The organism is Roseovarius pacificus, from assembly GCF_900142665.1.
GTDB lineage: Bacteria > Pseudomonadota > Alphaproteobacteria > Rhodobacterales > Rhodobacteraceae > Roseovarius > Roseovarius pacificus.
Window position 1 is genome coordinate 715,163 of sequence record NZ_FRBR01000001.1, and the last position, 17,902, is coordinate 733,064.

A 17,902-nucleotide genomic window follows, 5' to 3' on the forward strand; every position below is an offset into this window, starting at 1 on the left:
ATCTGCGAGGAATATGCATGCTGCACCGCAGAAAATCAACCCTCTTTTTCTGCGGTGCAGCATTTTTTGGGAAATGACCCGATATCAGACACTTGCCTTCTTTCGCACATAGGTTCCCGGTGCGGGCGCCAGGGGCGGATGCTGCGAATCGCCGGGTTCCCTAGCGTCAACTTTCTTGCCCGACCGCTTGCGCAGCCAGGCCTCCCACCGGGGCCACCACGACCCCTCGTGAAACTTCGCGCCCTCCATCCAGGCGGCGGCGTCGCCGCTCAGGTCGGCATTGGTGTAATGGCCGTATTTCTTTTTCGACGGCGGGTTCACGATCCCCGCGATATGGCCCGATTGCGATACGATGAATGTCCGGTCCTTCGCCCCGGTCTGCCGGAAGCCGCGATAGCAATCCCGCCACGGCGCGATGTGATCGGTCTCGCAGGTCACCGACATCAGCGGGATCGTCACATCGCTGATATGCAGCCGCTCGCCGCAAAACTCGACCCCGCCCTCGATAAAGGCGTTCTTCTGGCACAGCAGGCGCAGATACTCGACCGTCATCCGCCCCGGCAGGTTCGATCCGTCCCCGTTCCAGTAGAGCAGATCGAAGGCGGGCGGCGCCTCGCCCATCATGTAGCTGCGCACGGCGGGCTGATAGACCAGATCGTTCGAGCGCAGGAACGACATCGTGCGTGACATGATAAAGGATCTCAGCACCCCCTGCTCGGCCACCTCGGCCTCGATCCCGTCGACGAAATCGTCCTGCAGGAACGGCGTGAACTCTCCCTGTTCGGAAAAATCCGTGAGCGCGGTAAAGAACGTGGCGGATTTCACCGACTTGTCGCCGCGCCTGGCCATCAGCGCCAGGACCAGGTGCAGGGTGGTGCCCGCAATGCAATAGCCCACCGCATTCACCTGCCTGACCCCGCAAATCGCCTTGACCTCGCGGATCGCGGTCAGGAACCCCTCTTCGATGTAATCCTCCATGCCCACATCGGCATAGGACGTATCCGGGTTCACCCAACTGACCACGAACAGGGTATAGCCCTGCTCGGTGACCCATTTGATCAGGCTGTTCTGCGCCTTGAGATCGAGAATGTAGAACTTGTTGATCCAGGGCGGGAAGATCACGATCGGCGTCGCATGCACCTGCTCGGTGGCCGGGGCATACTGGATCACTTCCATCATCCGGTTGCGGTACACGACCTCACCGGGCGACGTGGCGATGTTGCCGCCCAGTTCGAACGCCTTGTCGTCCGCCAGGCGCACCAGCATTTCGCCGTTATTGGCCTCCAGATCGGCCACGAGGTTTTCCAGCCCCCGCACAAGGCTTTCGCCCTCGGTCGCAACCGCCTTTTCCAGGGCATCCGGGTTCGTGCCCAGAAAATTCGTCGGGCTCATCATGTCGATGATCTGGCGCGAGAAATACTCCAGCCGGCGTTTTTCCACCGCGTCCAGATCGTCGATCTCCCGCACCGCCTCCTCGATGGCGCGGGCATTCAGGGCATATTGATGCTTGATGTAATGAAAAAACGGATGCGTCTGCCACAGCGGGTTGGAAAACCGCTTGTCGCCCTTCAGCGGATCGTCCTCATCCGCCGGCGCGGTTTCGGCGCCATGCCCCTGAAACATCTGCTGCTGCGCCTCCATGAAATGGCGCACCGATTTGCCCCAGTATTCCAACTGCCTTTCATAGATGCGGCCGGGGTTTTCCAGCATCTCCGACCAATAGGATGTGGCCGCCTTGGCAAACAGATCCTGCGACGGGCCACCCAGCGTGGGATTGGCCGGATTACGCTCCGACAACACACTGATCAAACGCTGTGACAACTCCTCCACGCGGGCCAAATTCTCGTTCATCCGTTCGAGATTTTCACCTGCGGCCTCCTCTTTTGTTGCCATATGCTTAAATCCCTTCTAAGTTTCTGCTGTGCAGCATTGCGCCGCAAACCGGAGGACAAGTGTGGCGTAATCGACCGGAAATCCCGGTGTAACAAGGAGATTACAATGCGCCACATGATGAATTACGACTGGATGGAAACCCTCCGGAATGCCAATCAATGGATGGGCGCATCGGCCCTTTCCTTTGCATCCTATCCCGTTTTCGCGATGACGCCAAACCCTGCTTTGCAATGGATGGCCGCCTGGGGCGAAGTGACCGAACGCACCTTTCAGCGCATGGTCACGAAACCCGACTGGGGGATCGAATCGATCACCGGCGAAGACGGGCGCGACCACCTGGTCAACGTCGAAACCGTGGTCGAACGCCCCTTTGGCGACCTGATCCATTTCGACGTGATGGGCCGCGATGAAATGGACCGCCGCGTGCTGCTGGTGGCGCCGATGTCGGGGCACTACGCCACGCTCCTGCGCTCGACCGTGCGCTCGCTCCTGCCCGATTGCGAGGTCTATGTCACCGACTGGCACAACGCCCGCGACATTCCCGTATCGGCGGGCAAGTTCGATATCGAGGATTACACCCTCTACCTGATGGATTTCATGCGCAACCTGGGCAGCGACCTGCACGTGATCGCCGTCTGCCAGCCCGCACCGCTGACGCTGGCCGCCACCGCCTACCTGGCCGAGCTGGAACCCGAGGCGCAACCCCGCTCGCTGACCCTGATCGGCGGCCCCATCGACCCCGACGCCACCCCGACCGACGTTACCGATTTCGGCAATCGCGTGACCATGGGCCAGCTCGAGGAAACGATGATCCAGCGCGTCGGCTACAAATACAAGGGCGTGGGGCGTCAGGTCTATCCGGGCCTGCTGCAATTGTCGTCCTTCATCTCGATGAACGCCGATCGCCACGCCAAGGCGTTCGCCAACCAGATCATGCGCGTCAGCCGCGGCGAAGCCAGCGACCGCGACCCGCATAACAAGTTCTACGACGAATACCTCGCCGTGATGGACATGACCGCCGAATTCTACCTCTCCACGGTCGAGCGCGTCTTCAAGGGGCTGGAAATCGCGAAGAACGAATTCGTCGTCAACGGCCACAAGGTGGATATGGGCGCGATCACCAGCGTCGCGGTCAAGACCGTCGAAGGCGCCAAGGACGATATCTCGGCTCCCGGCCAATGCGTCGCCGCGCTCGACCTGCTGACCGGCCTGCCGGACGAGAAAAAGGCCAGCCACCTGGAACCCGACGCCGGCCATTACGGCATCTTCGCGGGCCGCAGCTGGCGCAACAACATCCGCCCGCTGGTGCTGGATTTCATCGACGCCAATTCCGAAGCCCCCGCCGCGCGCAACCGCACCAAGCCGCGCAAGGCCAAGGACAAGGCCAGGAAAGCCGCCAACAAGAACGCCGCCGCCTGACGCATTACCCTGACGGGGGACATAAGGGGGCGCTGCCCCCATCGCCGCAAGCGGCGACTCCCCCGGGATATTTCCGGCAAGAAGAAAGGATGCCGCAGGCGCGAGGCCGGTTCACTCTCGCGGCGGTGTTCTGCCCTTGCGCCGCCCCCGCAACCAGCGCCAGACCGGCACCACATCCAGTGCCGCCACGGCCATGCCGAGCGGGAACATCCAGAATCCCACCACCGGCAAAAAGCCCAGCACGCCCCCGGCCATCAAGACAAGCCCGGCCAGCAACCGCACCCCCGGCGGCAGCTTGCGCCCGGTCCATATCTGCACCTTGCGGCGTATCCGGCGCAGCCGCACCAGCCAGTCCGCCGGCGGTTCGGTGTCAGGCATCGGCACGGGTTTGCAGGACGTAGGGTTGTTTCAGCCAGCCCTCCAGCGCCGCGATGGTGGCTGTCGGGGCCTCGAGTGGCGGCAAATGCCCGGCGCCGTCGATCACCTCCAGATTGGCATAGGGGATCAGATCGGCCATGAAACTGTGCCGTTTCACCGGCGTCAGCCCGTCCTGCGCGCCACAGAGCACCAGCGCGGGCACCTTGCAGCGGCGCAGAACCGACTGGTAATCGCGCCGCCGCTGCAACGCCCGGATCTGCCGGATGATCGCCGTCTCGCCCACATGATCGGCCATATCCAGGACCATCGCCATGATATCCGCCCGGTCCGGCCCATCGGCCAGCGCCTCGGGGGGCAACAGGGCCTCGACCGCCTCACGCAACTGCCCCGAGCGCAGCTTGATGATCGCCGGCTCGTAATTGGCCGCCGTCTGCGGGGTTTCGGCCAGTGAATTCGTGTCCATCAGAGCGATCCGGGTCACCCGTTCGGGCGCGCGCCGCAGAACCTCCATCGCGACGATGCCCCCCATCGACAGCCCCGCCAGCGCGAATTTGTGCGGCAGCAGGTCCAGCAGCCCCGACGCGATCTCCTCGATCCGCTCTCCCCCGGTCACCGGCGCCACCGTGATCGCGTAATCGGCGCTCAGCGCCGCGATCTGCGGGCCGAACACCCGTGCGTCGCACATCATCCCCGGCAACAGCACCAATGGGTCGCTCATGTCGCAATCGTCCTTTCCCGCCATGCGGAACGTGCCCGCCACCGCACATTGCCACAGCCCCGCTCAGGGTCAAGCGCCGCTCAGCCGCGCCCCCCGGAACGGGCCAGGACCTGCCCGACCGCCTCTTCGATCAGGGCCAGGCAATCGGGATCGGAAAACCGGTGATCGGCCCCGTCCACCAGCGTCAGGCGCATGTCGGGGCCTTGCGCATGCTCCAGCAGGCGCAAGGCCACCGACATCTCGACATCCTCGTCCGCCGTGCCCTGCAGGAAGCGCACCGGAAACGGCAGCGGCAGGGGATCGCGCAACACCAGATGGTTCCGCCCGTCCTCGATCAGCCGCCGGGTGATGATATAGGGCTCGCCATAATCGCTGGGCAACGCCACCTGCCCCCTGTCCTGCAACTCGGCGCGCTGCGCGCCATTGAACCCGGCCCACATGGAATCCTCGGTGAAATCCGGGGCGGCGGCGATGGTCACCAGCCCGGCGACCTTGTCAGGCATCTCCCGCGCGCACAGCAGCGAAATCCAGCCCCCCATGGAGGACCCGACCAGCACCTGCGGCCCGTCCGTCAGATCCCGGATGACAGTCATCGCATCCCCGGCCCAATCGCCGATACAGCCATCGACGAACGCCCCGGACGATTGCCCATGCCCGGAATAGTCGAACCGCAGGAACGCCCGCCCCGTGCGCCGCGCCCAGTCCTCCAGATGCACCGCCTTGGTGCCCTCCATGTCGGATTTGAACCCGCCAAGAAACACCACACCGGGGGCCTTCCCCGCAGTCTGGTGATAGGCCAGCTTGCGGCCCTGTTGCGTGGTCAGAAAATCGGTCTGCCCCATCTTGCCTTGCCCCTGCTTGAAAACACGGGAGCAGACTCGCCGAAAGCGGGGGGCAGATGCAAGCCGCGAATGCGGCTCAGGCCACCGAGCCGATACGCGCCTCGATCCGGCGCAGGGACCATTCGGCCTCGGCCCGCTCCGGTGTGGCACTGTCGGCGGCGTCATTCGATATTGATGGGTCGGCCAGACGCCGGGGACAGGTCCGGCTCAGGGTGACATATTGTTCGGTCAGCAGGGAATCGTGTTCTGAACAGGCCATCTTGGGGCTGATGCCTTTGTCGTTGTTGGTTCGGTTCTGGTCGCGGGCCTGCGAGGTTTCCGGCATCTATTGAGATCAGGATATCTCGTTGTTAGAAGGGCAAACGGAGTCAATCGGGGATATCCCTGCTGATATGCCTGTTTGCTGATATTGCTGCTGTTTCAGCCTCATGAAAAGTAACCGGCGCACGTCAAAGCACATTCCTCGGGTGGACAAAAAACGTGGCTTTAGGAGGTGCCTTTGCTGAAGAAGATATTGGCGGGAATTTTGCTGTCCGGAACACTGACGGCATGTGGTTCTACGACACTGTCAGTGCCTGACAAGATTGAGTACAACGGACAAGAAGCTTTCGATGTGCTTGCGGTATATACAAGCAACTTCGATTACCCGCCTACAGACGATCAGACCGCCTATGCACTGAAAGAACTGGAAACCGGCAAAAAGTTTTCAAGATTGCCTGCGAGAGCATCCAAAGCATGCCCGTCGGGCAGCTATACGATATTGAAGAGAGAAGAAGCTCAGGTTGAATCGTATTTGATCTCGGCTATTCCTCAAATCGTGGCTCGCTGGAAACAGCGTTTCATTATTGCTTGCGACTAAGCGATCAAGAGTCGCTGCCACCCAACGAATAGTGCGGTGACAGCGACAACTGTTCAGGGAATCCCAAATATGCCTGCGGTCTGAATACGTCGTTATTATGAATCAGATGAACGGCAAGCCGCCCTACACGATCTTCATTCTCATTCCCTGTAGCGCCAATTTTTCCCGGCAGGATGGGAAACCGTGTGCATTGGCCATCGGCCTCCCTCACCCACCGATATAGGGCCGCTCCTGCGGTCGGTAAAACACCTTCTGATTATGCAGACGGCCCAGCAGATCGTGAATCCGGCGCACCGACTCGTCGATCTGTTGAATCTCTTCGTTGTCGGCCTCGTCCGCCTCGACCAGCCTGCCCGCCAGATCACGCTTGGACTGGCGCAGGGCGGTCTCGATCAGGTCCAGGTCTTCAACCGACAATTCGAAATTCTCGTTGTAACGCGGCATGTGCAATTCCTCGGGTTGCAGTTGCTGACGATGTATCGGAAACGATGATAAACGACAATACAGGCATCATTTGCGACAGGCGATATTTTTTATCGTTCTGCGTCAATGTGTTACGCCCCGTTTCCGCATACAATCGCACACCGTCGCGACGCACCGCCGCATGTCGGGTGTCAAATGCCCTCAGTCTCCCGTGTGATCCTCAAATCGCGCCACTTGTGTCCCTTGTGGACGCACATTTCCCCAGCCATTCCGATTTTCGTACAAAACCCGCGTACACTTCGTACGTTTCGTACAAAATGCCACGCTTGACTTGGGCCGGGGCGCGGGGCAGAACGCGGGCCTGAACCATATACCCGCAACCGGGCGTTCCGTGGGCGCCAAACTGACGAGGAGCGACAGGCCGATGGCCCAGATTTCCCTTGAATTTCCTGATGGTAACCAACGGTCTTACGAGGCCGGCATCACCCCGGCCGACGTGGCCGCCGACATTTCCAAATCCCTGGCGAAAAAGGCGATCTCGGCCACTGTGAACGGCCAGCACTGGGATCTGCAATGGCCCATCGAATCCGATTCTTCCATTGCAATCAATACGATGAAGGACGAAGCTCAGGCGCTCGAACTGATCCGCCATGACCTTGCCCATATCATGGCCCGCGCCGTGCAAGAGCTCTGGCCCGACGTCAAGGTCACCATCGGCCCGGTGATCGAGAACGGCTGGTACTACGATTTCGACCGCGCCGAGCCTTTCACCCCCGAAGATCTGGGGGCGATCGAGAAAAAGATGAAGGAAATCATCAACCTGCGCGATCCCGTCCGCACCGAGATCTGGGACCGTGCCCGTGCGGTCAAGCACTATGAAGACAATGACGAACCCTTCAAGGTCGAACTGATCGACGCCATTCCCGGCGACGAACCCCTGCGCATGTACTGGCACGGCCCCTGGCAAGACCTCTGCCGCGGACCGCACCTGCAACATACCGGCCAGGTGCCCGCCGACGCGTTCAAGCTGATGTCGGTGGCCGGGGCCTATTGGCGTGGGGATTCCAACCGCCCGATGCTGCAACGCATCTACGGCGTGGCCTTCACCGGCAAGGAAAAACTCAAGGAATACCTGCACTTCCTGGAAGAAGCGGAAAAACGCGACCACCGCAAACTGGGCCGCGAGATGGACCTGTTCCACATGCAGGAAGAGGCGCCGGGACAGATTTTCTGGCATCCCAACGGCTGGACGATCTACACCACGCTGCAAGACTACATGCGTCGTCAGCAACGTCGCGGCGGCTATGTCGAGGTGAACACCCCGCAGGTCGTGGACCGTAAACTGTGGGAGGCGTCGGGCCACTGGGACAAGTACCAGGAAAACATGTTCATCGTCGAAGTCGACGAGGAACACGCCCGTGAAAAGGCCATCAACGCGCTCAAGCCGATGAACTGCCCCTGCCATGTGCAGATTTTCAACCAGGGCCTGAAATCCTATCGCGACCTGCCCCTGCGCATGGCCGAGTTCGGCAGTTGCAACCGCTACGAACCCTCGGGCGCGCTACACGGCATCATGCGCGTGCGCGGCTTTACCCAGGACGATGCGCATATCTTCTGCCGCGAAGATCAGATCGGCGCGGAAACCGAGAAGTTCATTGGTTTCCTGTCGAAAATCTATCGCGACCTCGGGTTTGAATCCTTCAAGGTCAAGTTCTCGGACCGCCCGGAAAAGCGCGCCGGCAGCGACGAGGTCTGGGACAAATCCGAAGAGGCGCTCAAGACCGCAACGCAAACCGCCGGATGCGAGTTCACCCTCAACCCCGGCGAAGGCGCGTTCTATGGCCCCAAGCTGGAATTCGTGCTGACCGACGCCATCGGGCGCGACTGGCAATGCGGCACGCTTCAGGTGGATTTCGTGCTGCCCGAGCGGCTGGACGCCACCTATATCGCCGAGGATGGCGCCAAACACCGTCCCGTTATGTTGCACCGTGCCGTTCTGGGCAGTTTCGAGCGGTTCATCGGCATCCTGATCGAGCAACACGCCGGCAAGCTGCCCTTCTGGATGGCGCCCCGTCAGGTTGTGGTCGCCTCGATCGTGTCCGAGGCCAACGACTATGTGCAACAGGTGGTGGATCAACTGGTCGCCGCTGGCGTGCGTGCCGAGGCCGATATTCGCAACGAAAAGATCAACTACAAGGTCCGCGAACACTCGGTCGGCAAGGTCCCGGTGATCCTGGCCTGCGGCCTGCGCGAAGTCGAGGAACATACCGTTTCGGTCCGTCGCCTTGGTGAAAAACAGACCAAAGTCGAGGCGCTGAATGACGTGATCCCGGCCCTTGCGCATGAGGCAACGCCGCCCGATCTTCTGTAACAATCGGCACTTTACCGGGAAGCGGCGCGTGTAACATTTGACACGCGCCGCTCTTTCTTTTGCGAAAATTGATTTTTGAATCAGAGCCTTACTCCTCCCCACCCTCCTCACACGGTTTAACGCGTTCGTGTCTGACGGGCTCGTGAATGGCCGCGTGATCGCCCTCGCGCTTACCCTCACCCTGTCGCTGATACTGGCGATGTAACCTGAGGGAGAGACCCGATGTCGAAAACGATGAAGACCATGGCGATTGCTGGTGCGATGACCGCCGCGCTTGCCGCACACACCAATATGGCCAGTGCCGAAGGCGCCAAGGAAAAATGCTTTGGCGTGGCCATGGCCGGGCAGAATGACTGCAAAGCCGGGGCTGGCACCACCTGCGCGGGCACGTCGACCGTCGATTATCAGGGCAACGCCTGGTCGCTGGTCGATGAAGGCACCTGCGCCGAAATCGACCTGCCCGACATGGCCGATGGCACGCCACGTATGGGCAGCCTTGAAGAACTGGATCGCGACCTGCCGTCCTGATCCTTGTCCGGGATGCGCGGGCCAGCCTGTGCATCCCTATCCGCCACCCTGTCTTCACGAGGCCCACCATGCTGGACAATACCCGTCCCTGTTCGCATCTGCCCGCCGCCCCTGGCGTGGGCTACAAACCGCAGCATTTCGCCGACATCATTGCCGATGCCCGGCCCGTGGAGTGGCTGGAAATCCACGCCGAGAATTACATGGGCGACGGGGGACGCCCGCTGGCGCAACTGCGCCACCTGTCCGAAAGGTTTGCCGTATCCGTCCATGGTGTAGGTCTGTCGATCGGGGGCGAAGGACGGCTTGACCCCGATCACCTGTCCCGGCTCAGGCACCTGTGTGACTGGCTGCAACCGGCCAGCTTTTCCGAACATCTGGCCTGGTCCACCCATGACAGCCATTTCCTGAACGATCTTCTGCCCCTGCCCTATACGCAGGCCACGCTGACACGCATCGTGGATCACATCGACGAGGTACAGGAAACGCTTGGCCGTCCCATGCTGCTGGAAAACCCCTCCAGCTACCTGGCATTCGACGAAAGCACCTATGCCGAGCCCGAGTTCCTGTCGGAAATCGCCCGCCGCACCGGCTGTGGCCTGCTGCTCGATGTGAACAATGTCTTTGTGTCCGCCACCAATCTCGGCCTCGATCCACGCGCCTATATCGACGCCTTCCCGCTCGAGCGGGTCGGAGAAATTCACCTTGGCGGGCATGACGAGGATCAAGACGATCATGGCGCGCCCCTTCTGATCGACAGCCATGGGCAAGAGGTGGCCGATCCGGTCTGGGCGCTGCTGGACTACACGCTGGATCGCATGGGCAAGCGTCCCCTGCTGATCGAATGGGACGCCAACGTGCCGGACTGGCCCGTTCTGGCCGCCGAGGCGCAACGCGCCGCCGATGCCCTTGCAAAGGTGCCCGCATGAGCCTGACCCAAACCCGTTTCCACGATGCGCTGCTGACCGGCGCGCAGTTGGCACCCGACGGGCTGAGCGACGGACAGGGCCGACCGGCCGGACGGCGGTTTGACGTCTATCGCAACAATGTTGCCGTCAGCCTGACAGAGGCGCTTGAGCAGGGATTTCCCGCCGTACGAAACCTGATCGGGCCCGACAGGTTCAAATCCATGGCAGGCCGGTTCCTGCGGCAACACCCGCCGGAAACCCCCATGATCATGCACTATGGCGCGGCCTTCCCCGCCTTTCTGGAAGCCGCCGAACCGCTGGCGCATATCGGTTATCTCGGCGACGTTGCGCGGCTTGAGCAAGCCCAACGCGAAGCCTATCATGCGGCGGATGCCACGCCCGTCGACGCCGCCGCACTCTCTGCCTTGCCGCCCGACGATCTGGTGCGATCCCTTGTGCGGTTTGCCCCTGCGCTCCGTCTGATACGCTCGGCCTGGCCGGTGCTGGCGATCTGGCGCTATGCCACGGAACCCGGTACGCCCAAACCGGCCGCCATCGCTCAGGATGTCCTGATCACCCGCCCGGACTTCGACCCTGAACTGACCGACCTGCCCCAGGGGGGTGCGAGCTTCGTCACGGCACTCATGAACAACAGCACGCTGTCCGCCGCGCTGGACACGGCACTGAGCGATGCGCCGGACTTCGACCTGCAAAACATGCTGGGCCTGCTGCTGCAACGTCAGGCCATAGCCGCCATAACCCCGTCGGAGTGACCCATGAGTGCCCTTCTAAATCTCTATCACGATATCGTCTCAAGGCTTGAAAGGGCCGACGGGCTGTTGCCGCTACTGGCCCGCATCCTGTTCGCTGCCATCCTGACGGGATATTTCTGGGCCTCGGGCCTGACCAAGCTGGGCTCTGGTCCATTGGGTTTTTTTCGCCCCGGTACAGGGGCTTATGCGCAGATATTCCCCCGCGCGATGGAAGCCGCGGGATATGACAGTTCGCAACTCGGCCTCTTTCACGGCCTTGTCGTTCTGGCTGGAACCTGGGCCGAATTCATCCTGCCCCTGTTGATCGTGATCGGCCTGTTCACCCGCCTTGCCGCGCTCGGGATGATCAGCTTTATCACCTTGCAGAGCCTGACCGACCTCTATGGTCACGGCGCATTGTCCGATCCGCTGACTCTGGGCGCATGGTTCGACAAGGCGCCTGACGGGATCATCCTCGATCAGCGAGCTCTGTGGGTGTTCCTGCTGCTGGTACTGGCGATCAAGGGGGCGGGGGCAGTATCGCTCGACCGCGCCCTGCTCAGAAATGCGCCTTGGGCTCGTCCGGTTTCCCGGCAGCCAGCGCCAGAAGACCGCCAAGCGCGGTACAGCCGATCGGGAACATGGTGAACACGCCGAAATCGAAGGCGTAGAACATCGCCGCCGCCGAGAGCAGCATCAGCACCCCGCCCCAGAGGGCGCGAATCCTGGCCATGGCGCCTCCGGCAATGGCCAGAAGCGGCGCGAAGAAGCTGACGAAACGAATCAACCCGACACGCTCCACCTGCGTGGCCAGCCCTTCTATCTCACCGTATTCATTGATGAATTCGGTATAGCCATAGCTGAAGAAGCCCACCAGCATTGCGAAAAGCCCGCCGATTATTCCCAAGACCAGGGCCGCGTTGCGCATGTCGCTCTCCTTGTTGCTGCCGTCCAGATAGGCACCGGGCGGCGTTTATCCAAGCAGGGCGGCCTGAACGTCCTTGCCCCAGCCGAGATACAGACGGCCCTGCGATTCGATCAGGGGGCGCTTCATCAGGGTTGGGTGATCCGCAAGCAATTCCAATGGGTTACGCTGTCTTTCCGTGTCATCCAGCCCGCGCCATGTGGTCGAGCGGGTGTTGAGCAACGCTGCCCCGAATTGCGCGTGCGCGGATTTCAGCAGGTCTTGCGGCACCCCGTCGGCGCGGACATCCACGAACTGCGCATCCGGCAATGATTTCAAGGCCTTGCGGCAGGTATCGCAGGTTTTCAAACCATACAGAATCATGGCGTTCCCCCTTTTGGGTGCCTGATTAACGGGCAGTGCGGCGCAGGTCACGCGGGTTTTGCTTGCTTTTTACATGACCCGTGTAATCATCGTTTTCGCTGCATTGGTCAAAACCTGTCCGCCTTCGAATTTTCGCAGTTGGATCAAAGGCTTGCCCGGTCGGCACTATGGCCCGGCATACTTCCGGGGAAGCGAAGTGAAGAAGGAGAGACGGCATGCCAACAGGCACCGTGAAATGGTTCAATACCACCAAAGGCTACGGATTTATCGAGCCTGATCAAGGCGGTAAGGATGTTTTCGTCCATATTTCGGCGGTCGAACGCTCGGGGCTGACGGGCCTCGCGGACAACCAGAAAGTGGGCTACGAACTGCAAGAAGGACGTGACGGGCGCGAAATGGCAGCCGACCTCAAGCTACTGTAACCAAACGATATTTTCAGGCCATCGCAGCGGCGCAGGCGATTGTGCCGCTGCAATTGCGTGTGACTCACCCCGCGCGTCCCCTCTGATACGGGCGTTTCAAAGCGGGGTTCGGTCGCGCCCCCGATAGCGTAGAGTTTCGTACGTTTTGTACGAAGTGTACGCGTGTTTCGTACGAAAATTGGGCGGGTCCGGCGGATATGTGTCCATCATGGGCGCAAACCGGGAATTTGGGCCGTTCTTCGGGATGACGCGAGTCCGGCAACAGCAGCGACCGGGCGAGGCATGATGCGCCCCGAGGGATGGGGGTGGTGCGCATGAATGCGCACCCTACGGTTCGATGACACCCATGAACTCTCGCCATTCGCCCTTGGACATGCCCGAGCTTTCCTGTGTCACCTCTTCGCCTTTCAGCATCCGGCGGACGCAATCGAGCGCGGAGGAGGAGAGCGTCGCGCCGCCCATGCGGTAATCCTCGAACGCCTTGTAGGCGGCGGGCACCCAATCGGCCACGATGGCGCAGATCGCGTCGGCATAGACGCGGATCTCGTACTGGGCGTGGGCATCGGCGCGCAGGCGCAGGAAGTGCAGCAGGTTGTGCAGATCGACCTTCCAGTACCATTGCGTATAGACATTGGCGGGCAGGTTCATGCGGGCCAGTTCACGGGCCAGCCCCTGTTGGCCGTCCTCGGAAATCATCTGTTCGTAATGGTCATAGCAGCGCATGGCGTCATCCTGAAGGATGCGCAGCACACGCTGAGCCTCGTCGCCTTGCAGGGCCTCGCCCCGGCCCTGATTGTTGGTGGTGGATTGCGCGGCCAGCGCATCGGGCGCGGGAATGTAGAACTCGCGATCGAGGATCGAATAGCGCGCCGAGTATTCGTTGACATTGGCGGTGCGGTGGCGAATCCACTGGCGCGCGACGAAGACGGGCAGTTTGACGTGCAGCTTGACCTCGCACATCTCGAACGGGGTCGAGTGCCAGTGGCGCATCAGGTAGCGGATCAGCCCCTCGTCATTGCTGACGGATTTGGTGCCCTTGCCGTAGCTCACGCGCGCGGCCTGACAGATGGCGGCATCGTCGCCCATGTAATCGACCACCCGCACGAAGCCGTGATCCAGAACCGGATGCGCGGTATAAAGATGGCGCTCCATCCCCGGCGCGACGGTGCGCAGGGTTTCCTGCGGCTGGCTGCGCAGGGTGTCGATTTCGGCCTGTTGCTCGGGCGTGAGGGGCATGGCGAATCCTTTCGGTGCGTTCGGTGCGTCGCGAGTCGAAGCTTACTATATCTTGCGTTGCCGCCCAGAGGAAACGCCAATATCGGGTGGGCAGTGCGCCAATTGGCGCGGGTGGCTCGACATGGGCCATGACAGGCCTATTGTGACAGGGAACGACATGAACGGAGGCACGCGATGCGCATCAGGTATCTGCATACGATGGTCCGGGTGAAGGACCTTGAGGAAAGCATGAAATTCTATGGCCTTCTGGGGCTGAAGGAAACGCGGCGGATCGACGTGGAGGCCGGGCGGTTCACGCTGGTGTTCATGGCCCCCGACGGGCAGGAGGAATGCCCTGTCGAACTGACCTGGAACTGGGACGGGGACGAGGGGCTGCCCTCGGACAGCCGCCATTTCGGGCATCTGGCCTATGAGGTCGAGGATATTTACGCCATGTGCCAGCATTTGCAGGACAACGGCGTGGTGATCAACCGCCCGCCCCGCGATGGGCGGATGGCCTTTGTGCGCAGCCCCGACAATATCTCGATCGAACTGTTGCAGCAGGGGACGGCGCAGGAACCGCAGGAGCCCTGGGCCAGCATGGAAAACACCGGCCATTGGTAAGGCTGGCGGCACTGGCCGGGGTCCTCTGGGCCTGCGGGGCATGGCCGGCAGCGGCGGCCTGCCGGCTGGCGCTGGTGCTGGCGCTGGACGTGTCCTCGTCGGTGGACGAGATGGAATACCGGCTGCAACGCGCGGGGCTGGCGGCGGCGCTGAATGCGCCGGATGTGCGCCATGCGGTGTTGCGGGGCGGCAATGGGCATGTGGCGCTGACCGCCTATGAATGGAGCGGGCGATACCGGCAGCGGGTGTTGCTGGACTGGCAGGCGCTGCATGGGCCGCGCGATATCGACCTTGCGGTGGCGGCGCTGGCGCAGGGCGAGCGCGAAGAGCGGATGCACCCCACGGCGATGGGCTATGGCCTGGGCTATGCGGCGACCCTTCTGGAGCGGGCGCCGGACTGCGCGCGGCGCGTCATCGACGTGTCGGGCGACGGGGTGAACAATGACGGGTTCGGCCCGCGCCTGGCCTACAGGCATTTCCCGCTGGACGGGGTCACGGTGAACGGGCTGGTGATCCTCGGGCACGATCCCGAGGTGGAGGCGTTCTATCGCCGGGAGGTGATCCGCGGGCGCAATGCCTTTGTCGAAGTGGCGCAGGGGTTTCAGGATTTCGAAACCGCCATGACCCGTAAGCTGTATCGTGAACTGAGCGACATCATGCTGGGCGCCCTGCCCGACACCACGCCGCCGGGCAAGCGATACGCGCAGGTCAGTAGATATAGCGGATCTGATCCGTCCAGTAGCGTTCGACCCGGCGCAGGGCCGCGGTGATCTGGTCGATCCCGTCGGCCCCCAGCACGCCCTTGCCCTGAAGCCCGTCGGCATGGCGGGCGAACAGCCCGGCGACGATATCGCGGATTTCGCGCCCCCGCGCGGTCAGCCGCACCCGGACCGAGCGGCGGTCGATCTCGCAGCGCTGGTGGTGCATGTAGCCCATCTCGACCAGTTTCTTGAGATTGTAGCTGACATTGCTGCCCTGATAGTAGCCTCGGGTTTTCAACTCGCCCGCCGTGACCTCGTTATCGCCGATATTGAACAGCAACAGGGCCTGAACCGCGTTGAGCTCCAGAACGCCGACGCGTTCGAATTCGTCCTTGATGACATCGAGCAGCAGGCGGTGCAGCCGTTCGACCAGTGACAGGGCATCGAGATAGCCCAGCATGAACCCCTGCTGATCGGCCGTGGCCAGTGGTGTGTGCAAACTCATTTCCGTCTCCGTGCGATGCTGTTGGCAGCGACACTGAGCGAAAATGCCGAAAAATCGGTAAATCCCGCCAAAGACCGATAAAATGCGTTCGATTTTACCGCGAGGCGTCGGAGTCCTGCGCGATACCGGCGATCAGGCTGGCGAAGGGATCGGGTGCGGGGGCCTGCCCCGTCACCCATTGATAGAGGTCCTGATCGTTTTCCGACAACAGGCGGTCATAGACATCCAGCTGCTCGGGCGTCAGGGACTCGAGCCGTGCATCGGCATAGCGGCTGAGGATGATATCCATTTCCTTGATGCCGCGCCGCATCGAGCGCATGCGCAGCCGCTTGAGCCGGGTCTGGCGGTCTTCAGGCACCGGCCTCGTCCCTGAGTTTGGCGCGCAGGCTTTTCTCGAGCCGGCCCAGACGATCGGTATATTGCGCCAGATGGGTGCGGATATCGCGAATCTCGGTCAGCATCTCGACCACGTCCGAGGACAGTTCGCCCGCTTCGTTGGGGCCGTCGGGGCCATCGCCCTCGCCCGAGAGGAGCCACAAAAGGGAAACGTTCAGCAGCCCCGCCATCATCGACAGCTTGTTGGCGCGCGGTTCGCTCAGGTCGTTTTCCCAGCCCTTCAGCGTCTTCAGCTTGACGCCGAGGCGCTTGGCCAGTTCGGCCTGGCTCATGCCGGCCTGTTCGCGGGCACCGGCGACGCGGTCGCCGAATGTGGTGGCCTCGGGGTCGAACCAGCCGTCGTTGGCTTCGGTGTTCATCTTCAATCCTTTCCGGTCATCCGTTCAGAATGGTTGATCCGTCTCGGGGCAGACCCTAAGACATTCGGGAAAGCATTACAAACCGGAGCGCGCCATGAACCCTCTTTCCGCGACACTATCTCGCGTCAAACCGTCCCCGACCATCGCCGTCACGTCGAAGGCGGCGGAAATGCGCGCGGCGGGGATGGACGTGATCGGCCTTGGCGCGGGCGAGCCGGATTTCGACACGCCCGACAACATCAAGGCCGCGGGCATCCGCGCCATCGAAGAGGGCAAGACGAAATACACCGCCCCCGACGGCATCCCGGAACTGAAAGAGGCGATCTGCGCCAAGTTCAGGCGCGACAACGGGCTGGACTATACCCCCGCGCAGGTCAGCGTGGGCACGGGCGGCAAGCAGATTCTCTACAACGCCCTGATGGCCACGCTGAACCCCGGCGACGAGGTGATCATCCCCGCCCCCTACTGGGTCAGCTATCCCGATATGGTGCTGCTGGCGGGCGGAGAGCCGGTGGTGGTGCCCGCTGGCATCGACACGGGGTTCAGGCTGACCCCCGAGGCGCTGGAGGCCGCGATCACGCCCCGGACCCGCTGGTTCATCTTCAACTCGCCCAGCAACCCGACCGGCGCGGGGTATTCATGGGACGAACTGAAGGCGCTGACCGACGTTCTGATGCGCCACCCGCATGTCTGGGTGATGACCGACGACATGTACGAACACCTGGCCTATGACGGGTTCGAATTCTGCACGCCCGCGCAGGTGGAACCGGGGCTTTACGAGCGCACGCTGACCTGCAACGGCGTCAGCAAGGCCTATGCCATGACCGGCTGGCGGATCGGCTATGCCGCCGGGCCCGAGGTTCTGATCGGGGGCATGCGCAAGATCCAGTCGCAATCCACCTCGAACCCCTGCACGATCAGCCAGTGGGCCGCGATAGAGGCGCTGAACGGGCCGCAGGAGTTCATCGCCACGAACAACGCGGTCTTCGTGCGCCGCCGCGATCTGGTGGTGGAGATGCTGAACGCGATCGAGGGCGTGGACTGCCCGGTGCCCGAAGGGGCGTTCTATGTCTATCCGTCCATCGCGGGGCTGATCGGCAAGACCAGCAAGGGCGGCACGACGATCACCGATGACGAAGCCTTCGCCACGGCCTTGCTGGAAGAAACCGGCGTGGCGGTGGTGTTCGGCGCGGCCTTCGGGCTTTCCCCGGCGTTCCGCGTCAGCTACGCTACGTCCGACGAGGCCCTGAAAGAGGCCTGCGGCCGGATTCAGACCTTCTGCGCCGCGTTGACGTAATCGGGGG

23 protein-coding genes are annotated in these 17,902 nt (G+C 62.1%); 11 read left to right on the forward strand and 12 right to left on the reverse strand.

Going from position 1 to position 17,902, the window contains the following annotated elements:
- Nucleotides 1-84: 84 nt before the first annotated feature.
- The gene (locus tag BUB53_RS03450; protein ID WP_073032735.1) at nt 85-1,893 is read right to left on the reverse strand and encodes a PHA/PHB synthase family protein; all 1,809 of its coding nucleotides are present in this window, start codon (nt 1,891-1,893) and stop codon (nt 85-87) included.
- A gap of 105 nt (nt 1,894-1,998) precedes the next feature.
- On the opposite strand from BUB53_RS03450, the gene phaZ reads away from it, so the two are divergent.
- Nucleotides 1,999-3,312, forward strand: coding sequence for a polyhydroxyalkanoate depolymerase (phaZ, locus tag BUB53_RS03455; protein ID WP_073032737.1), 1,314 nt, complete (start codon nt 1,999-2,001; stop codon nt 3,310-3,312).
- A 111-nt stretch (nt 3,313-3,423) separates the two neighbouring features.
- Here phaZ and BUB53_RS03460 read toward each other — a convergent pair whose 3' ends face one another.
- The 4 genes from BUB53_RS03460 to BUB53_RS03475 form a co-directional block, all read right to left on the reverse strand.
- Nucleotides 3,424-3,690 (reverse strand): hypothetical protein, encoded by a 267-nt coding sequence (locus BUB53_RS03460; RefSeq protein WP_073032739.1) that lies wholly within the window; start codon nt 3,688-3,690, stop codon nt 3,424-3,426.
- Entirely contained in the window at nt 3,683-4,408 is a 726-nt protein-coding gene (locus tag BUB53_RS03465) for an alpha/beta fold hydrolase (RefSeq protein WP_073032741.1), read from the reverse strand. Before BUB53_RS03465 ends, BUB53_RS03460 begins: the two co-directional genes overlap by 8 nt.
- 80 nt (nt 4,409-4,488) lie before the next feature.
- Nucleotides 4,489-5,250, reverse strand: coding sequence for an alpha/beta fold hydrolase (locus BUB53_RS03470; RefSeq protein WP_073032743.1), 762 nt, complete (start codon nt 5,248-5,250; stop codon nt 4,489-4,491).
- A 76-nt stretch (nt 5,251-5,326) separates the two neighbouring features.
- Entirely contained in the window at nt 5,327-5,575 is a 249-nt protein-coding gene (locus tag BUB53_RS03475) for a hypothetical protein (protein ID WP_073032745.1), read from the reverse strand.
- Nucleotides 5,576-5,749: 174 nt separating this feature from the next.
- Here BUB53_RS03475 and BUB53_RS22385 point away from each other — a divergent pair, with 174 nt between their 5' ends.
- The gene (locus BUB53_RS22385; RefSeq protein WP_143163115.1) at nt 5,750-6,109 is read left to right on the forward strand and encodes a hypothetical protein; all 360 of its coding nucleotides are present in this window, start codon (nt 5,750-5,752) and stop codon (nt 6,107-6,109) included.
- A gap of 207 nt (nt 6,110-6,316) precedes the next feature.
- Here the strand turns inward: BUB53_RS22385 and BUB53_RS03480 are convergent, their stop codons facing one another.
- Nucleotides 6,317-6,553, reverse strand: a complete 237-nt coding sequence (locus BUB53_RS03480) for a hypothetical protein (RefSeq protein WP_073032747.1) — start codon at nt 6,551-6,553, stop codon at nt 6,317-6,319.
- A 403-nt stretch (nt 6,554-6,956) separates the two neighbouring features.
- On the opposite strand from BUB53_RS03480, the gene thrS reads away from it, so the two are divergent.
- The 5 genes from thrS to BUB53_RS03505 all read left to right on the forward strand — a co-directional run bounded on the left by thrS (nt 6,957) and on the right by BUB53_RS03505 (nt 11,736).
- Nucleotides 6,957-8,903 carry a threonine--tRNA ligase gene (thrS, locus tag BUB53_RS03485; protein WP_073032749.1) on the forward strand — a complete coding sequence of 649 codons (1,947 nt, stop codon included), beginning with the start codon at nt 6,957-6,959 and terminating at the stop codon, nt 8,901-8,903.
- Nucleotides 8,904-9,125: 222 nt separating this feature from the next.
- Nucleotides 9,126-9,431, forward strand: coding sequence for a BufA1 family periplasmic bufferin-type metallophore (locus tag BUB53_RS03490; protein WP_073032752.1), 306 nt, complete (start codon nt 9,126-9,128; stop codon nt 9,429-9,431).
- A gap of 68 nt (nt 9,432-9,499) precedes the next feature.
- Complete coding sequence (gene bufB / locus BUB53_RS03495) at nt 9,500-10,357, forward strand: MNIO family bufferin maturase (protein WP_073032754.1); 858 nt, start codon at nt 9,500-9,502, stop codon at nt 10,355-10,357.
- Nucleotides 10,354-11,109, forward strand: a complete 756-nt coding sequence (locus tag BUB53_RS03500; protein WP_073032756.1) for an HvfC/BufC N-terminal domain-containing protein — start codon at nt 10,354-10,356, stop codon at nt 11,107-11,109. The genes bufB and BUB53_RS03500 overlap by 4 nt, the downstream gene beginning before the upstream one ends.
- A gap of 3 nt (nt 11,110-11,112) precedes the next feature.
- Nucleotides 11,113-11,736: a DoxX family protein gene (locus BUB53_RS03505; RefSeq protein ID WP_073032759.1), complete on the forward strand. Its 624-nt coding sequence runs from the start codon at nt 11,113-11,115 to the stop codon at nt 11,734-11,736.
- Here BUB53_RS03505 and BUB53_RS03510 read toward each other — a convergent pair.
- Complete coding sequence (locus BUB53_RS03510) at nt 11,648-12,016, reverse strand: hypothetical protein (protein WP_073032762.1); 369 nt, start codon at nt 12,014-12,016, stop codon at nt 11,648-11,650. The genes BUB53_RS03505 and BUB53_RS03510 overlap by 89 nt on opposite strands.
- Nucleotides 12,017-12,061: 45 nt before the next feature.
- Nucleotides 12,062-12,376 (reverse strand): ArsC/Spx/MgsR family protein, encoded by a 315-nt coding sequence (locus BUB53_RS03515; RefSeq protein WP_073032764.1) that lies wholly within the window; start codon nt 12,374-12,376, stop codon nt 12,062-12,064.
- A 215-nt stretch (nt 12,377-12,591) separates the two neighbouring features.
- On the opposite strand from BUB53_RS03515, the gene BUB53_RS03520 reads away from it, so the two are divergent.
- Nucleotides 12,592-12,798, forward strand: a complete 207-nt coding sequence (locus BUB53_RS03520; RefSeq protein ID WP_073032766.1) for a cold-shock protein — start codon at nt 12,592-12,594, stop codon at nt 12,796-12,798.
- A 327-nt stretch (nt 12,799-13,125) separates the two neighbouring features.
- Here BUB53_RS03520 and thyX read toward each other — a convergent pair whose 3' ends face one another.
- Nucleotides 13,126-14,034, reverse strand: coding sequence for an FAD-dependent thymidylate synthase (gene thyX, locus BUB53_RS03525; RefSeq protein ID WP_073032768.1), 909 nt, complete (start codon nt 14,032-14,034; stop codon nt 13,126-13,128).
- 174 nt (nt 14,035-14,208) lie between these two features.
- Between thyX and BUB53_RS03530 the strand changes: the two genes are divergently transcribed.
- Nucleotides 14,209-14,637 (forward strand): VOC family protein, encoded by a 429-nt coding sequence (locus BUB53_RS03530; protein ID WP_073032770.1) that lies wholly within the window; start codon nt 14,209-14,211, stop codon nt 14,635-14,637.
- On the forward strand, nt 14,631-15,407 hold the full coding sequence (locus BUB53_RS03535) for a DUF1194 domain-containing protein (RefSeq protein WP_084728834.1): 777 nt from the start codon (nt 14,631-14,633) through the stop codon (nt 15,405-15,407). Before BUB53_RS03530 ends, BUB53_RS03535 begins: the two co-directional genes overlap by 7 nt.
- Here BUB53_RS03535 and BUB53_RS03540 read toward each other — a convergent pair.
- The 3 genes from BUB53_RS03540 to BUB53_RS03550 all read right to left on the reverse strand — a co-directional run bounded on the left by BUB53_RS03540 (nt 15,346) and on the right by BUB53_RS03550 (nt 16,598).
- On the reverse strand, nt 15,346-15,843 hold the full coding sequence (locus BUB53_RS03540; RefSeq protein WP_073032773.1) for a MarR family winged helix-turn-helix transcriptional regulator: 498 nt from the start codon (nt 15,841-15,843) through the stop codon (nt 15,346-15,348). The genes BUB53_RS03535 and BUB53_RS03540 overlap by 62 nt on opposite strands.
- Nucleotides 15,844-15,937: 94 nt before the next feature.
- Entirely contained in the window at nt 15,938-16,201 is a 264-nt protein-coding gene (locus BUB53_RS03545; protein ID WP_073032776.1) for a succinate dehydrogenase assembly factor 2, read from the reverse strand.
- Entirely contained in the window at nt 16,194-16,598 is a 405-nt protein-coding gene (locus BUB53_RS03550; protein WP_073032778.1) for a helix-turn-helix domain-containing protein, read from the reverse strand. Before BUB53_RS03550 ends, BUB53_RS03545 begins: the two co-directional genes overlap by 8 nt.
- A gap of 94 nt (nt 16,599-16,692) precedes the next feature.
- On the opposite strand from BUB53_RS03550, the gene BUB53_RS03555 reads away from it, so the two are divergent.
- Entirely contained in the window at nt 16,693-17,895 is a 1,203-nt protein-coding gene (locus BUB53_RS03555) for a pyridoxal phosphate-dependent aminotransferase (protein WP_073032780.1), read from the forward strand.
- Nucleotides 17,896-17,902 lie beyond the last annotated feature (7 nt).

Coding starts and splice junctions, on each gene's coding strand:
- BUB53_RS03550 (WP_073032778.1), bottom strand. CDS start 16,598: ATGAACACCGAAGCCAACGACGGCTGGTTCGACCCCGAGGCCACCACA.
- bufB (WP_073032754.1), top strand. CDS start 9,500: ATGCTGGACAATACCCGTCCCTGTTCGCATCTGCCCGCCGCCCCTGGC.
- thyX (WP_073032768.1), bottom strand. CDS start 14,034: ATGCCCCTCACGCCCGAGCAACAGGCCGAAATCGACACCCTGCGCAGC.
- BUB53_RS03480 (WP_073032747.1), bottom strand. CDS start 6,553: ATGCCGCGTTACAACGAGAATTTCGAATTGTCGGTTGAAGACCTGGAC.
- BUB53_RS03460 (WP_073032739.1), bottom strand. CDS start 3,690: ATGCCTGACACCGAACCGCCGGCGGACTGGCTGGTGCGGCTGCGCCGG.
- BUB53_RS03500 (WP_073032756.1), top strand. CDS start 10,354: ATGAGCCTGACCCAAACCCGTTTCCACGATGCGCTGCTGACCGGCGCG.
- BUB53_RS03555 (WP_073032780.1), top strand. CDS start 16,693: ATGAACCCTCTTTCCGCGACACTATCTCGCGTCAAACCGTCCCCGACC.
- BUB53_RS03450 (WP_073032735.1), bottom strand. CDS start 1,893: ATGGCAACAAAAGAGGAGGCCGCAGGTGAAAATCTCGAACGGATGAAC.
- BUB53_RS03520 (WP_073032766.1), top strand. CDS start 12,592: ATGCCAACAGGCACCGTGAAATGGTTCAATACCACCAAAGGCTACGGA.
- phaZ (WP_073032737.1), top strand. CDS start 1,999: ATGCGCCACATGATGAATTACGACTGGATGGAAACCCTCCGGAATGCC.
- BUB53_RS03465 (WP_073032741.1), bottom strand. CDS start 4,408: ATGAGCGACCCATTGGTGCTGTTGCCGGGGATGATGTGCGACGCACGG.
- BUB53_RS03510 (WP_073032762.1), bottom strand. CDS start 12,016: ATGCGCAACGCGGCCCTGGTCTTGGGAATAATCGGCGGGCTTTTCGCA.
- BUB53_RS03540 (WP_073032773.1), bottom strand. CDS start 15,843: ATGAGTTTGCACACACCACTGGCCACGGCCGATCAGCAGGGGTTCATG.
- BUB53_RS03515 (WP_073032764.1), bottom strand. CDS start 12,376: ATGATTCTGTATGGTTTGAAAACCTGCGATACCTGCCGCAAGGCCTTG.
- BUB53_RS03475 (WP_073032745.1), bottom strand. CDS start 5,575: ATGCCGGAAACCTCGCAGGCCCGCGACCAGAACCGAACCAACAACGAC.
- BUB53_RS03490 (WP_073032752.1), top strand. CDS start 9,126: ATGTCGAAAACGATGAAGACCATGGCGATTGCTGGTGCGATGACCGCC.
- thrS (WP_073032749.1), top strand. CDS start 6,957: ATGGCCCAGATTTCCCTTGAATTTCCTGATGGTAACCAACGGTCTTAC.
- BUB53_RS03470 (WP_073032743.1), bottom strand. CDS start 5,250: ATGGGGCAGACCGATTTTCTGACCACGCAACAGGGCCGCAAGCTGGCC.
- BUB53_RS03505 (WP_073032759.1), top strand. CDS start 11,113: ATGAGTGCCCTTCTAAATCTCTATCACGATATCGTCTCAAGGCTTGAA.
- BUB53_RS03530 (WP_073032770.1), top strand. CDS start 14,209: ATGCGCATCAGGTATCTGCATACGATGGTCCGGGTGAAGGACCTTGAG.